Consider the following 14,052-nt stretch of genomic DNA (forward strand, 5'->3'; position numbering starts at 1 on the left):
CACGCACGGTGAAGCCCAAGCTCTCCGCCGTCGGCTGACGGCCACGCCGCTGCATGGGCGGCCGTCCCGCCCTGCCCCGCATCCCCTCCCCCGCCGAAGCGAGGTTGCCCCATGTCCGCACAGACGACCTCGACCCACATCACGGTCGAGCACGTGACGCTTCGCTCGCAAAAGTCCTTCGAGGCGGTGCGTTCCGCCTTGGAAGCCGCGGTGCCGCCCCTCGACCACGCCTATGCCGCGCTCCTGCGGGACGGGAAGGTGGACGCGGCGCGCGATCTCCTCGAAGGCCAAGCCCCGCTCTCGATCTTCGGTGCCCGCGACCATGGCGGCCTCCTGCTCACCGCCGGGCTGACCCGCAAGGCCGTCCAGTACGATATCGGCAACCCGCTGACGGCGGCGCGGATGACCCGGCACGTCCTCTCGGCCGCCCTCTACGCGCCGATCCGGGTGCTGCTGCGCGAGGACGAAGCGGGCGGCGTCGCGTTCGAATACGACCGCCCGGCCACCACCTTCGGGCAGTTCGGGCAGCCGGAGGTCGATGACGTCGCCCGGGATCTCGACGATCGGCTTCGTACGGTCCTCACGGACGCCGCCGGCTGATCCGCATCCCGAACGGCTCGAAACGGGCCCTTCCAGGGCCTGCCACGGGTCGCACCAAGCCTCCGCAGGGTCGGATCGCCGGGCGTGGTGATCCTCACGCCGCCCGCAGGGTCGCCACGAAGCGGCGGACCGTGTCGGCCAGGGTCTCGCATTCGCCGGCCAGCCGGGAGGAGGCGTCGAGGCCGGAGGCCGCGGCGGTGCCGGTGAGGTCGGCGGAGCGGGTCAGGCCGTCGAGGGTGGAAAAGACCTCGCCGCTGCGGCGGGCGGCGCGCTCGGCGTTCTCGGCGATGGCGCGGGTCGCCGCGCCCTGGCCCTCGACCGCGTCGGCGACCGAGCGGGTGATGACGTCGAGTTCGCCGATGGTGCCGCCGATCCGGGCGATGGCGGCCACCGCCTGATCGGTCTGGTCCTGGATCGCGCGGATCTGCGCCTCGATGTCCTGGGTGGCGCGGGCGGTCTTCTCGGCCAGCGCCTTGACCTCGCCCGCCACCACGGCGAAGCCGCGGCCCGCCGCGCCCGCGCGGGAGGCCTCGATGGTGGCGTTCAGCGCCAGCAGGTTGGTCTGCTCGGCGATGGTGCCGATCAGCGTCACGATCTGCTCGATGCGCTGCGCCGCCTCCGCCAGCGAGCGCACGGTCCGGTCGGTCTGGCCCGCCTCGCCGGTCGCCCGGTCGGCGATCTCGGCGGCCTGGGCCATGTGGCCGCCGATCTCCCGCACCGAGCTCGAGAGCGTGCCGGCGGCGGCGGCGACGCTGCGCACGTCGTCGGCGGTCTCCTGCGAGGCGGCCGAGAGGGCGGCCGTGCGCTGCGCCGTGTCGCTCGCCGCGTTCGAGAGGTCCTGGGAGGCGTGCCGCACCCGGGCGGCGGTCTCGGCGGCCTGCCGGACGAGGTGATCGACGCTGCCCTCGAAGCGCTCGGCCAGCTCGTCGGCGGTGCGGCGGCGGGCGGCGCGGGCCTCGGTCTCGCCCGCGATCTCGCGGGCATGGGCTTCGGTCTCGGCGGCGCGCGCCGCGTCGGCGGCGGCGATGGAGCGGGCCGAAAGAGCGAACAGCCCGACGAGCTGGGCGGCGAGCCAGGCCAGCACCGCCGTCTCCAGCACGACGATGACGGCGTGCAGCACCACGCGGCCGAGATCGGCCCCGTCGGGATAGACCGCCGCCGGCAGCAGGAGGTTCAGCGCCAGATGGTGCAGGGCGGTGGCCCCGGCGGCGGCGATGAGCACGCGCCAGTCGCAATAGACCGACAGCACCGCCAAGGCCGCGAAGAAGTACATGTGCAGGTCGAGCTGCCAGGGATGTCCGGCCATCGCCTGGAGCAGAAGGGCGACCATGCCGACGAGCGCGACCGCGACCGTCAGCCGGGTGGCGAGCACCTCGCCCCGCATCCGCCACGTCGCGGTCGCCGCCGCGGCGAGGCCGAGCGCCGTCAGCCCCTCGGCCATGGCCGCGCCGCCGCGCCAGAGGGCGATGCCGGCGATCAGCGGCACGTGGAGCCAGATCAGGGCGATCAGGCCCCGGCTCGCCGCGCGGCGCAGGCTGTCGAGATCGCGCGAGGAAGCGGTCGTCATGGTTGGCGTCTTCCGGGGGAGGTGCAGAGGCCGAGGCCTCTCGGATCGAACAGGAGCCAGGCGCCCGCCGCATGGAGGCGGGCCTCGAAGCCCGGCGCGGAGGATTGCGCGACGACGAGGCCGGAGGGGGCGGTCCGCAGCACCGCGCCGCCCGCCGCCACCGCGGCCGCCAGCCTTTCGGCCGGGCTCCACCAGGGCGGAAACAGCGCCGCGACCGGCTCGCCCGCGGAGGCCGCCGGAAGGCCGAACCACACCGAGGCCGTCAGGCTCGCGGCGAGCAGCGCGGCCGGCAGCGGCCAGGACGCGGGTGCGGGGGATGCGACGGGTGCGGACATGGCCGCGGCTCCTGTCGGAGGCAGGGCGGAAAAAGTTCCGCCGGAATCACAACATGGGATATTTTATTCGCTCGTCCCCTTAAAACCTCGTTACCGCACTGTCCGACGCCGGACGGTCTTCCGGCCTAATCCACTTGGTCCGGCCGAATGCCCCGAAGATGGCGTGCAGATCTTCGAAGCTCAGGCCCCGGGGAAAGCGCTCCGGCCCCGCCGTCAATTTTTCGCGGCGGGCAGTGTCAGGGTGACGATCAATCCCGGCGCGTTGTCGCCGAGGCTCAGGCTGCCGCCGTGGAGGCGCGCCACCGCATTGACGAGGCTGAGCCCCAGTCCGAAGCCGGGCCGGGTGCGGGCGGCGTCGAGGCGCACGAACCGGTCGAGCACGCGGGCCCGCTCGGCTTCCGGTACGCCGGGGCCGTGGTCGGCGACCTGAAGGATCACGCTGTCCCCGTCGCGCCGCGCCGCGACCGTGATCGCGGGCGCGCCCCCCGCGCCGTACTTGATGGCGTTGTCGATGAGGTTGGCGAGCGCCTGACCCACCAGTTCGCGGTTGCCCCGCAGCGGCAGGTTCGGCTCGCGCGTGAAGCCGAGATGCAGGCCGCGCTCCTCGGCCAGCGCTTCGTAGAGTTCGGCCATCTCGCCCGCGACCTCGCCCGCGTCGAAGTCGATTCCGGTGGTGTCCGGTGCGCTGCCGGCCTCGAGGCGGGCGATGGTCAGGAGCGCGTTGAACACCCGGATCAGCCCGTCGCCGTCCTCCACGATTCCCTCGATCGCCGCCCGCAGGTCGTCCGGCGTCTGCGCGGTCCGGAGGGCCTCGTCGGCGCGGTTGCGCAGGCGGGTGAGCGGGGTCTTGAGGTCGTGGGCGATGTTGTCCGAGACCTCGCGCATGCCGCGCATCAATTCGCCGATGCGCTCCAGCATCAGGTTGAGGTTCAGGGCGAGGCGGTCCAGCTCGTCGCCGCTGCCCGAGACCTTGAGGCGCCCGTCGAGGTCGCCCGCCATGATGGAGCGGGTGGTCTCGGTCATGTCGTCCACGCGCTTGAGCACCCGGCTCGCCACGAACCAGCCGCCGACGACGCCGAGCACCAGCACGAGGGCCAGCGACGACCCGAAGGTGTTGCCGATGGCGTCGCGCAGGCGGTCGCGTTCCTCGGTGTCGCGGCCGACCAGCAGGCGAAAGCCCCCGGCGAGCGTGTAGACCCGCATGATCGCCCGGTGCTCGGCTTGGTCGGATTCCGAGCCGCGACCGTAGGGCCCCTCGTACTGGCCGGGCGAGGAGAGCACGCCGACGGGCACGCGGCTGACATTGCCGACGATGTGCTCGCCGGCCGGCGTAGTGACGAGATAGAGCGAGGCGCCGGGCTCCTTGGCGCGGCGCTCCACCACGGCGATGAGGCGGCGCAGGCCCCCGGCGGTGTACTGCTCCGACAGCCCGTTGATCTCGGCCTCGATGGTCGAGACGATCTGATCGTCGAGCACGCGCCGGGCGTTCCAGGCGACGTAGCCGAGGCCGCCGCTCGCCAGCAGCGCGAACAGCACGAGATAGGCGAGCGACAGCTTGAACGCCGTCGTCCGGAAGACCTTTTGGAGCCGCGCGAGGGGGCCCTCGCGCGCCGGTTCGGCGGGAGCCGTCACGGCTCCTCCGTCCGCACCACGTAGCCCGCGCCGCGCACGGTGTGGATCATCGGCCGCTCGAACCCGCGGTCGATCTTGCCCCGCAATCGGGAGACGTGAACATCGATCACGTTCGTCTGCGGGTCGAAATGATAGTCCCAGACGTTTTCGAGCAGCATCGTCCGGGTCACGACCTGGCCGGCATGGCGCATCAGGTATTCGAGCAGGCGGAACTCGCGGGGTTGGAGCGGGATCTCGCGGCCCGCGCGGCTGACCCGGTGGGACAGCCGGTCGAGTTCGAGGTCGCCGACCCGGTAGGCGGTGGGCTCGGCCGCCCCCGCGGGACCGGCTTGGCGCCGCGCCAGCACCTCGGTGCGGGCGAGCAACTCCGAGAAGGCATAGGGTTTCGGGAGGTAGTCGTCGCCCCCGGCACGAAGGCCCTTCACCCGATCATCGACTTGGCCCAAGGCGGAGAGAATCAGCACCGGCGTGGCGATGGCCTGCTCGCGCAGCGACCGCACCAGGGACAGCCCGTCGAGCTTGGGCAGCATCCGGTCGACGATGAGCACGTCGTAGGCGCCCTCGCGGGCGAGCGCGTAGCCGTCGAGGCCGTCGCCCGCGTGATCGACGCTGTGGCCGGCCTCGCGAAAGGCCTTGGTGAGGTAGGCGGCGGCCTCGCGGTCGTCCTCGATGATGAGCAGGCGCATGGGGCTTCGGTCGATGATGGGCGCCGAACCCGACCGGGGGTCGAGTTCGGGGCGTCCGGCGGACGCCCGCCGCCGCGCAGTCGCGCGGGCGTAAGGCAACGGATACTCAGTCCGTCGCCTTCCGATGTAAGGTGACGCGCTCAGGAGCGGGAGGCGCCGACCGTCAACTCGGGCTTGTGATTGAGGGTCTGGAACACGACGCAATAGCGCTCGGTCAGCTTGAGGAGCTGGTCGAGCTTCTCCTGCGGGGCGTCGGTGTCGAGGTCGAACTTCAGGCGGATCGCCCGGAAGCCGACCGGGGCCTCCTTGTCGACGCCGAGTGTGCCGCGGAAATCGAGGTCGCCCTCGGCGCTGACGGTGCCGGCCTTGATCGGGATTTCGAGCGCGGTGGCCACCGCCTTCACGGTCACGCCTGCGCAGGCCACGAGCGCTTCGAGCAGCATGTCGCCCGAGCAGAGTTCCGCGCCCGAGCCGCCGGTCGCCGGATGCAGGCCCGCCACCGCCAGGGCGCGGCCGGTCTCGACCTTGCAGGCGATGTTGGCGTCGTCCAGCGCGCCCCTGGCCTTGAGGGTGATGACGGCGGAATCCGGGTTCTCGCGGTACTGGCCCTTCAGCGGGGCCTGGAGTGCGCGCAGGGCGTTGGCGTCCATGGGGCTTTTCCTCTTGGTATTCTTGATGCGAGGGGCTTAGCGGCTTTCGCGCGGACGCGACAGGTCAGAACGAGGAGCCGCCGGCCAGTTCCGGCGTGCGCGCGGCGTCGCGCGGGCGCAGCGAGCGGTCGAGCGCCCCTAGAATGGCCCGCGTGGCGGCCTCGCTCGTGGGCGCGGACGGCTCGCGGGGGCGGGCGAGATCGAGGGCGACGCTCTCGTCGAGGCGGCCGGGCTTGGGCCGCATCACGATGGCCCGGTCCGCGAGCGCCACCGCCTCGCCGACATCGTGGGTGACGATCAGCACCGTCGGACGCACCTCCTCCCACAGGGCGAGCAGGTGGCGGTGGAGATCCTTGCGGGTGAAGGCGTCGAGCGCCGAGAACGGCTCGTCGAGGAGCAGCACCCGCGGGTTGGCCACGAAGGCGCGGGCGATCGAGACCCTCTGCTGCTGCCCGCCGGACAATTCCCGCGGCCAGCGCCCGGCATGCTCGGCGAGCCCGACCCGCTCCAGGGCGTGGGCCACGCGCTCGGCCCGCGCGCGCCGGGGCAACTCACCGAGCCCGAAGCCGACATTGCCGGCCACATCGAGCCAGGGCAGCAGCCGCGGCTCCTGAAACACCAGCCCGACCCCGGGATGGGGTCCGGTGATCGGCTCGCCGTCGAGGGCGATGGCGCCGGCGCTCGGCCGGTCGAGCCCGGCGATGAGGCGCAGCAACGTGGTCTTGCCGCAGCCCGAGCCGCCGATCAGCGCGACGATCTCGGCATTCGGCACGGAAAGATCGATGGCGTCGAGGGCGCGGGTGCCGTCGGCATAGGTCTTGGACAGGCTCTGGAGGCTCAGCATGGCCGGAGGACGATGCACGGGAGGCCGCCGGGAGCAAGGCCGCCGTTGCGATGCGGTCTCCGGCCCGACCGATCATCTCTGCCGGGGCCGATCACATCCGCCGTGATCCGCCTTAGCGTATCGGCTTCTTAACGGCCCGTTATGCCGGGCGTGACTATCGAAAGCTTAACCAAGGTTCTTCGACTAGGACGGTTCGCCTGACATGACGCTCGGTCTTCGCCATCGTCTCTACGCTGGGTTCGGCAGCCTCATGCTGATGGGAGCCGTACTGGGCGGGTTTTCGTATCACGGGCTCGGCCGGGTGGTGGATCAATACGAGGCCCGCGGACGGATCGAGGAGAACACCCGCAAGCTGTTCACCGTGAACGGGCTGGCCGACCGCTTCATCGGAGAGGCTCTCGACTTCCGGGCCGATCCGAAGCCCGAGACGCTCCAAGCCATGGAGAAGACCCGCGCCGGACTCGTGACGCTCAGCCGCGAGGCGGCGGCCAATACGAACAACGAGGAACGACGCAAGCTCTACGGCCAGATCACCGGGCTGGCCGAGGAGATGAAGGGCGACCTCGACCGTCTCGGCCGCAGCGGCATCACCATCGCGGAGACCCGGGCTCGGCTGTTCAGTGGCGGCGACGAGCTGACGAAGCTCACCAGCGACCTCGTGCGCGAGGTGCGCCTGGATGGCAGCCAGTCTCAGCTCTCCCAGGTGCAGTCCGCGGAGGCCGCCGTGCTGCTGGTGCGGGTGGCCAACTGGCGCTTCCTCGCCACCCTCGATCCGAAGGGCCCGAAGACCTTCGCGGACAACGTCGTCAAGGCGCAGGCGGCCATGAAGGTCTTGCGCAGCTCGGACACGGACGGCCAGTTCACCGCGACGCAGAAGGCGGCCGAGGGGGCGCTCGCCGCCTACGACAGCGCGTTCCGGGCCGCCGCCGCCGCGATCGAGGAAGGCCGCGTGGCGTTCGCCGACGGCGTCAAGCCGAAGGCCGACCGGATCAAGGCGGTCGGCCTCCAGGCGCGCGGCATCGCCGAGGCCCAGATGGCCGCGATCTTCGCGGAGACGCAGGCGAGCGTCGACACCGCCGAGACGGTCCAGCTCGGCTTGATCGCCCTGGTGCTGGCGCTGGGCGCCGGCCTCGCCGTCCTCGTCGCCCGCAGCATCGTGCGCCCGCTCTCGGGCATGACGGCGGCGATGAACCGGCTCGCCGCGGGGGAGACCCAGATCGCGGTGCCGGGCCGCGGCGGCGCCGACGAGATCGGCGAGATGGCCCGCGCGGTCGAGGTGTTCCGTCAGAACGCGCTGGCCCGGATCGAACTGGAGGCGCTCCAGGTCGACGAGCAATCGGCCCGCCAGCGCCGGGCCGACCGCGTCGATGCCCTGGTCCAGGGATTCCAGCGCTCGATCAGCGGCTCCCTCGACATCGTCACCGCGGCGGCGACCGAACTCGACGCCACCGCCCGTTCGATGACGAGCGTCGCCGACGCCACCCGCCATCAAGCCGACGCGTCGAGCGGCGCGGCGGGCGAGACCGCGGGCAACGTCCAGATGGTCGCCGCCGCCGCCGAGGAGATGGTCGCCTCCCTGCAGGAGATCGAGCGGCAGGTGCTGCGCTCCAGCGCGGTGGCCGAAGGCGCCCGTCACGAGGCGCAGGCGACGGATGCGGCGATGACGCAGCTCGATGCGGCGGCGAGCCGCATCGGCGATGCCGTGACCCTGATCTCCGGCATCGCCGCGCAGACCAATCTGCTCGCCCTCAACGCCACGATCGAGGCGGCCCGCGCGGGCGACGCCGGCCGCGGCTTCGCGGTGGTGGCCTCCGAGGTGAAGGAACTCGCCGGCCAGACCGCGCGGGCGACCGACGAGATTTCCGGGCAGATCGCGGCGATCCAGTCCGCCACCGGCAAGGCGGCGGCGGCGATGCGGCAGATCGGCGGCACCATCGCCTCGATCAACGAGATCGCGGGGGTGATCAGCGCCACGGTGGCCGAGCAGACGACCGCGACCCACGAGATCTCGCGCAGCGCCGCCGACGCCGCCCGCGGCACCCAGGACTTGAGCGCGAATATCGGGCGGGTGCGCACCTCCTCGGCCCAGACCGGAGACGCCGCCTCCCAGGTGCTCTCGGCGGCGGCCGATCTGTCGATGCAGTCCCTAAGCGTGAAGCGCGAGGTCGACGGCTTCCTCGAAGCGATCCGGGCGGCGTAGGCCGCGCCCTCTCGTCCTCATCGACAACACCCCCGGTCATCGGCCGGGGGTTTTTCGTTACAGGCTGTCGCGCGCGGTGTCCTGCCAGCGCACCAGAGGGTTCGTCAGCGCCACCAGAGCCGTGTCGGCGAGCTTGCCGACGACGGCGAAGCTGATGATCGCCGCCAGGATCTGGTCGGGCTTGCTGAATTGCTGGCCGTCGACCAGCAGGTAGCCAAGCCCCTCGGAGGCGCCCATCAATTCGGCCGCGACCACGAACAGGAAGCCGAGGCCGAGCCCGGTGCGCAGCGCCGTCAGCGTCGCGGGGAGCACGGCGGGGAGCAGGATGCGCCGGGCGAGCGCGAGGCGCGACAGGCGGAAGATGCGCCCGACCTCGACGAGCTTGCGATCGACCGAGGCGATGGCCCCCGCCACGCCGACATAGACCGGGAAGAACACGCCCACCGCGATCAGCGCCACCTTCGGCGTCTCGAGGATGCCGAACCACAGGATGAACAGCGGCACCCAGGCGAGCGAGGGCACGGCGCGGAGCGCCTGGAGGCTCGGATCGATGAGCCAGCGCAAGGGGGGCAGGGTCGCGGTCAGCGCGCCGACGAGGATGCCGGTGCCGGCCCCGAAGGCGAAGCCGAGCCCGACGCGGATCAGCGTCGCCTCGACATGCATCCACAGCTCGCCGGACGCCGCGAGCGACCAGAGCGCGGCCCCGATCCGGCTCGGCGGCGGCAACAGGCGCCCCGTCGCGAGGCCGCTCGCCACCGCGATCTCCCAGGCGCCGGCCAGCACGAGCGGCAGGAGCAGCCCGAGCACGGCCCGCCCTCCCCCGCCCAGCCAAGCGGAGCGTCGCGGCGCCGCGACGGGCGCGGCGATGTCGGATGTGATGGCGGGGCCGCTCATGCGAGTCTGTCGGGAGGAACGGGCATCCGGGCGGGCTATCATACCCGAGGCGAGCGGCGAAACGGCTCAGCGCCGGGCGTCGGTCGCCATCCGGAGCGCCAACCCGGCGAGCACCGTCCCCATCAGCCAGCGCTGCGCCAGGAGCCAGAGCGGACGCCCGGTGAGGAAGGCCGCGACCGAGCCCGCCGCCAGCACGATTCCCATGTTCACCGCGAGGCTCACCGCGATCTGCACGAGGCCGAGCGTGAGGGACTGCGCCAGCACCCCGCCCCGCTCCGGATCGATGAATTGCGGCAGCAGCGACAGATACATCACCGCGACTTTCGGATTGAGCAGGTTCGTCAGCAGGCCCATCGCGAACAGCCGGCCCGGCCCGTCGGGCGCGAGCCGGCGCGGGGCGAAGGGCGTGGTGCCGCCCGGCCGCACGGCCTGCCACGCGAGGAACAAGAGGTAGGCCGCGCCCGCGAGCCGCAGCGCATCGTAGGCCAAGGGCACGGCCACGAGGAGCGCGGTGAGGCCGAGCGCCGCGCAAAGCAGATAGACGAGGAAGCCCGCGGCGACGCCGAGCAGGGACACCAACCCGGCCGCCCGGCCCTGCACCAGGGTGCGGGACAAGAGGTAGACCATGTTCGGGCCCGGCGTCAGCACCATCCCGAGCGCGATCAGGGCGAAGGCGATCAGGTGGCCGGCGTCGGGCATGGCGTCAGCGCCCCGGCGCGGGGTTGAATTGCGGGTCGATCAGCCCGTCCACCGCCGCCGCGACGTCGGTGCCCGCCGGGATCACGCCGGCCTGCTGCAGGGCCACGCCCGCCGCCTTGATGCTCTCGGCCTGGGCCGGGCCGACCGCCGGCTGGCTCAGGTCCGTGCGCTCGATCTGCTTGGCGATGACGGCATCGGGCAGCTTCGTCGCGGCGACGAGCGCGCTCTTGAGCGCGTCCGGATTGGCGATGGCGTAGGTGCGGGCCTGTTCGTAGGCGGCGATCACCGTCTTCACCAGATCGGGGTGGTTCTTCAAGAAGTCCTCGCGCACGTCGAGGACGCCCCAGGTGTTGGCCGCCGCGTCGCGGTGGAACAGCACCGCGCCGCCCTCGATCTCCGAGGCCGCCATCATCGGGTCGAGGCCGGCCCAGGCATCGACATCGCCGCGCTCAAGCGCGGTGCGCCCGTCGGCGTGCTGGAGCAGGACGAGCTTGGCGTCCTTCTCAGTCAGGCCCGCGCCCTGGAGCGCACGGATCAGGAAGATGTGCGGATCGGTGCCGCGGGTCACCGCCACGCGCTTGCCCTTGAGGTCGGCGGGCTTGGAAATCCCCGTGTCCTTGCGGGTGACGAGAGCGGTCCATTCCGGTCGCGAGAAGGCGTAGACGATCTTGATCGGGTTGCCGTTGATGCGCGCGAGCAGCGCGGCGGCCCCCGCCGAGGAGCCGAAATCGATGGCGCCGCCATTCAGGAATTCGAGCGCCTTGTTGGAGCCGAGGGACTGGGTCCAGCGCACCTTGATGCCGCGGGGCTTCAAAGCCTCCTCGAGAAAGCCCTTCTCCTTCAGGACGAGGCTGACCGGATTGTAGGTCGCCCAGTCGAGCCGGATCTCCGCCGGGTCCGTCGCCCGGGCCGCCGGTGCGGCCAAGGTCATCCCGAGGGCGCCGGCGAGCGCGGACAGAAGGGTGCGGCGGTGCAGCATGCGGCTCTCTCCCTGACGGTCAGGCGCGGTTTCTGCAGGCGCCTCGAGAGGAAGGGCTAAAGCAGCGGCGTTCGTTTCGTCAAACGAAAATTCGCGAAACAGAACGCCGCGGTTGCGCACAACCCGCCGCTGCCGAACCTCGCGTAACATGCTAACGGAACGGCCATGTTCGATCCTGTGACCGCTCTGGAAAAGGTCGTCGACGACCTCGATCGCGACGCGCGCGAGCCGACCAAGCTCCGCAGCCTGCTGGTGCCCGAACTCCGCAAGGTGCTGGAGGCCGGCCACAAGGACGCCGAGCGCCTGCTCCTGAAGGAGCGCGACGGGCTCGCCTGCGCCAAGCGCATCAGCCGCCTGACCGATGCGGTGGTCCGGGCGATCTACGACGCGGTGGTCTGGCGGCTCTACCCGAACGACAACCCCTCCACCGGCGAGCATCTCGCGGTGATCGCCACCGGCGGCTACGGCCGGGGTACGATGGCGCCGGGCTCCGACATCGATCTGCTGTTCCTGCTGCCCTACAAGCAGACCGCATGGTCGGAGAGCGTCGTCGAGGCGATGCTCTACGTGCTGTGGGACCTGAAACTCAAGGTCGGCCACGCCACCCGCTCCGTCGAGGAATGCCTGCGCGAGGGCCGCGCCGACATGACGATCCGCACGGCTCTGCTCGAATCGCGCTTCCTGTTCGGCTCCCGCGCGCTGTTCGAGGAGATGGTGACGCGCTTCGACACCGAACTCGTCATCGGCACCGCGCCGGAATTCGTCGATGCCAAGCTGCGCGAGCGCGACGCGCGGGTTAGCAAGGCGGGCGCCTCGCGCTACCTCGTCGAGCCCAACGTCAAGGACGGCAAGGGCGGTTTGCGCGACCTCAACACCCTGTTCTGGATCGCGAAATACGCCTACCGGGTCCGCGACCAGATCGAACTGGTCCATGCCGGCCTGTTCACGGCGGACGAGTACAGGCTGTTCGAGCGCTGCGACGAGTTCCTGTGGCGGGTGCGCTGTCACATGCATTTCGTGACCGGGCGGCCCGAGGAGCGCCTGTCGTTCGGCCTCCAGCCGAAGATCGCCGAGCGGCTCGGCTACGGCGCCCGCGGCGGCCTGTCGGGCGTCGAGCGCTTCATGAAGGCGTATTTCCTCATCGCCAAGGATGTCGGCGACCTCACAGCCATCGTCTGCGCGGAACTCGAGGCGCGGCACGCCAAGCGCACCCCGGTGCTCGACCGCTGGATCGGCCGCTTCCGCGACCGCTTCCGCGCCACCGCGATGGAGGCGGAGGATTTCTGGATCGACAACGGCCGGGTGAACCTGCGCGGCGAGGACGCGTTCGAGCGCGATCCGGTCAACCTGATCCGGATGTACTGGCTCGCCGACCGGCACAACCTGCCCGTCCACCCCGACGCCACCCGGCTCGCCAACCGCTCGATGCGTCTCATCACCCATGCGGTGCGCAACGATCCGGAAGCCAACCGCCTGTTCCTCGACATCCTCACCTCGAAGAACGCCCCCGAGACGATCCTGCGCCACATGAACGAGGCCGGCGTGCTCGGCCGGTTCATCCCGGATTTCGGCCGCATCGTCGCGATGATGCAGTTCAACATGTACCACCATTACACGGTGGACGAGCACCTGCTGCGCACCCTGGGCGTGCTCTCGGCGATCGATTCCGGACGGGTCCGGGAAGAGCATCCCCTGGCCTCCCGCCTGATCGACACGATCCACAACCGCCGCGCCCTCTACGTCGCGATCCTGTTGCACGACATCGCCAAGGGCCGCCCCGAGGACCATTCGATCGCGGGCGCCGCCATCGCCCGCAAGCTCGGGCCGCGCTTCGGCCTGTCGCAGGCCGAGACCGAGACGGTCGCTTGGCTGGTCGAGCACCACCTGCTGATGTCGATGACGGCGCAGAGCCGCGACCTGTCGGACCGCAAGACCATCGAGAAGTTCGCCAGCACCGTCCAGAGCCTGGAGCGCCTGAAGTTGCTCGCGATCCTGACGGTGGCCGACATCAAGGCGGTCGGCCCCGGCGTCTGGACCGCCTGGAAGGGGACGCTCCTGCGCACCCTCTACGACGAGACCGAGGTGGTGCTCTCCGGCGGCCATTCCGAGATCGCCCGCACCGACCGGGTGCGCCTCATCCAGATGGCGTTGCGCGAACAGCTCGCCGACTGGAACGCCGAGACCTTCGACGCCTATGCCAGCCGCCACGGTCAGGCCTACTGGCTGAAGGTCGACGGCACGCGCCAGTACAAGAACGCCCGCTTCCTGCGCACCGTCGTCGAGGAGGGGCGCACCAGCGCAACCACCTACGAGACCGATCCGGTGCGCGGCGTGACCGAGCTGACGGTGTATTCCCCCGACCATCCGCGGCTTCTCGCGATCATCACCGGCGCCTGCGCCACGGCGGGCGGCAACATCGTCGATGCGCAGATCTTCACGACGTCGGACGGCTTCGCCCTCGATTCGATCTTCATTTCCCGCGCCTTCGAGCGGGACGAGGACGAGCTGCGCCGGGCCCAGCGCATCGCCACCGCGATCGAGCGCGCCTTGAAGGGCGAGATCAAGATCGCCGAGCTGGTGGCCGACAAGCACCCCAAGGAGCCGCCCAAGACCTTCCTCGTGCCGCCCGACGTGTCGATCGACAACGCGCTGTCGAGCCGCGAGACGGTCGTCGAGATCACCGGCCTCGACCGGCCGGGCCTGCTCTACGAGCTGACCACAGCGCTCAATCGGCTCAGCCTCAACATCACCTCGGCCCATGTCGCGACCTTCGGCGAGCGGGCGGTCGACGTGTTCTACGTGACCGACCTCACCGGGACGCGGGTGATGCAGCCCGACCGGCTGGCCACCATCCGCGCCGCGGTGATGGAGGTGTTTGCCAGCGACGTGGCGGCGTTGAGGGCGGAAGGGCTCGACGCGCTGGTGGATTCGCCGCCGCCGCGGGAGCAGTAGCCCGAATCGCCATC

At 71.1% G+C, this 14,052-nt stretch carries 12 protein-coding genes; 3 read left to right on the forward strand and 9 right to left on the reverse strand.

All coding sequences use genetic code 11. From position 1 onward, the window contains the following. Positions 1-111 precede the first annotated feature (111 nt). Complete coding sequence (locus BM140_RS13045; protein ID WP_091946680.1) at positions 112-600, forward strand: DUF302 domain-containing protein; 489 nt, start codon at positions 112-114, stop codon at positions 598-600. A gap of 94 nt (positions 601-694) precedes the next feature. On the opposite strand, the gene BM140_RS13050 is transcribed toward BM140_RS13045, so the two are convergent. The 6 genes from BM140_RS13050 to BM140_RS13075 all read right to left on the reverse strand — a co-directional run bounded on the left by BM140_RS13050 (position 695) and on the right by BM140_RS13075 (position 6,314). Then, the gene (locus BM140_RS13050; protein WP_091946683.1) at positions 695-2,167 is read right to left on the reverse strand and encodes a methyl-accepting chemotaxis protein; all 1,473 of its coding nucleotides are present in this window, start codon (positions 2,165-2,167) and stop codon (positions 695-697) included. Further along, positions 2,164-2,502 (reverse strand): hypothetical protein, encoded by a 339-nt coding sequence (locus BM140_RS13055; protein ID WP_091946687.1) that lies wholly within the window; start codon positions 2,500-2,502, stop codon positions 2,164-2,166. The genes BM140_RS13050 and BM140_RS13055 overlap by 4 nt, the downstream gene beginning before the upstream one ends. Positions 2,503-2,715: 213 nt before the next feature. Further along, positions 2,716-4,134, reverse strand: a complete 1,419-nt coding sequence (locus BM140_RS13060; RefSeq protein ID WP_091946689.1) for a sensor histidine kinase — start codon at positions 4,132-4,134, stop codon at positions 2,716-2,718. Then, entirely contained in the window at positions 4,131-4,820 is a 690-nt protein-coding gene (locus tag BM140_RS13065) for a response regulator transcription factor (protein ID WP_091946692.1), read from the reverse strand. The genes BM140_RS13060 and BM140_RS13065 overlap by 4 nt, the downstream gene beginning before the upstream one ends. 140 nt (positions 4,821-4,960) lie before the next feature. Further along, complete coding sequence (locus tag BM140_RS13070) at positions 4,961-5,470, reverse strand: OsmC family protein (RefSeq protein WP_091946695.1); 510 nt, start codon at positions 5,468-5,470, stop codon at positions 4,961-4,963. 64 nt (positions 5,471-5,534) lie between these two features. Then, entirely contained in the window at positions 5,535-6,314 is a 780-nt protein-coding gene (locus tag BM140_RS13075; RefSeq protein WP_091946698.1) for an ABC transporter ATP-binding protein, read from the reverse strand. Between the two features lie 202 nt (positions 6,315-6,516). Between BM140_RS13075 and BM140_RS13080 the strand changes: the two genes are divergently transcribed. Beyond that, positions 6,517-8,514: a methyl-accepting chemotaxis protein gene (locus tag BM140_RS13080; RefSeq protein ID WP_091946701.1), complete on the forward strand. Its 1,998-nt coding sequence runs from the start codon at positions 6,517-6,519 to the stop codon at positions 8,512-8,514. A 57-nt stretch (positions 8,515-8,571) separates the two neighbouring features. On the opposite strand, the gene BM140_RS13085 is transcribed toward BM140_RS13080, so the two are convergent. From BM140_RS13085 to BM140_RS13095, 3 genes are all read right to left on the reverse strand, one after another. Continuing rightward, positions 8,572-9,408 (reverse strand): ABC transporter permease, encoded by an 837-nt coding sequence (locus BM140_RS13085; RefSeq protein WP_091946704.1) that lies wholly within the window; start codon positions 9,406-9,408, stop codon positions 8,572-8,574. 66 nt (positions 9,409-9,474) lie between these two features. Then, complete coding sequence (locus BM140_RS13090; protein ID WP_091946707.1) at positions 9,475-10,107, reverse strand: LysE family translocator; 633 nt, start codon at positions 10,105-10,107, stop codon at positions 9,475-9,477. 4 nt (positions 10,108-10,111) lie between these two features. Beyond that, complete coding sequence (locus BM140_RS13095) at positions 10,112-11,086, reverse strand: aliphatic sulfonate ABC transporter substrate-binding protein (RefSeq protein ID WP_091946710.1); 975 nt, start codon at positions 11,084-11,086, stop codon at positions 10,112-10,114. A gap of 165 nt (positions 11,087-11,251) precedes the next feature. Here BM140_RS13095 and BM140_RS13100 point away from each other — a divergent pair, with 165 nt between their 5' ends. Beyond that, positions 11,252-14,038 (forward strand): [protein-PII] uridylyltransferase, encoded by a 2,787-nt coding sequence (locus tag BM140_RS13100; RefSeq protein ID WP_091946713.1) that lies wholly within the window; start codon positions 11,252-11,254, stop codon positions 14,036-14,038. Positions 14,039-14,052: the final 14 nt, after the last annotated feature.

It is taken from the genome of Methylorubrum salsuginis (genome assembly GCF_900114375.1).
GTDB lineage: Bacteria > Pseudomonadota > Alphaproteobacteria > Rhizobiales > Beijerinckiaceae > Methylobacterium > Methylobacterium salsuginis.

Coding starts and splice junctions, on each gene's coding strand:
- BM140_RS13050 (WP_091946683.1), bottom strand. CDS start 2,167: ATGACGACCGCTTCCTCGCGCGATCTCGACAGCCTGCGCCGCGCGGCG.
- BM140_RS13075 (WP_091946698.1), bottom strand. CDS start 6,314: ATGCTGAGCCTCCAGAGCCTGTCCAAGACCTATGCCGACGGCACCCGC.
- BM140_RS13070 (WP_091946695.1), bottom strand. CDS start 5,470: ATGGACGCCAACGCCCTGCGCGCACTCCAGGCCCCGCTGAAGGGCCAG.
- BM140_RS13065 (WP_091946692.1), bottom strand. CDS start 4,820: ATGCGCCTGCTCATCATCGAGGACGACCGCGAGGCCGCCGCCTACCTC.
- BM140_RS13085 (WP_091946704.1), bottom strand. CDS start 9,408: ATGAGCGGCCCCGCCATCACATCCGACATCGCCGCGCCCGTCGCGGCG.
- BM140_RS13045 (WP_091946680.1), top strand. CDS start 112: ATGTCCGCACAGACGACCTCGACCCACATCACGGTCGAGCACGTGACG.
- BM140_RS13080 (WP_091946701.1), top strand. CDS start 6,517: ATGACGCTCGGTCTTCGCCATCGTCTCTACGCTGGGTTCGGCAGCCTC.
- BM140_RS13100 (WP_091946713.1), top strand. CDS start 11,252: ATGTTCGATCCTGTGACCGCTCTGGAAAAGGTCGTCGACGACCTCGAT.
- BM140_RS13055 (WP_091946687.1), bottom strand. CDS start 2,502: ATGTCCGCACCCGTCGCATCCCCCGCACCCGCGTCCTGGCCGCTGCCG.
- BM140_RS13090 (WP_091946707.1), bottom strand. CDS start 10,107: ATGCCCGACGCCGGCCACCTGATCGCCTTCGCCCTGATCGCGCTCGGG.
- BM140_RS13095 (WP_091946710.1), bottom strand. CDS start 11,086: ATGCTGCACCGCCGCACCCTTCTGTCCGCGCTCGCCGGCGCCCTCGGG.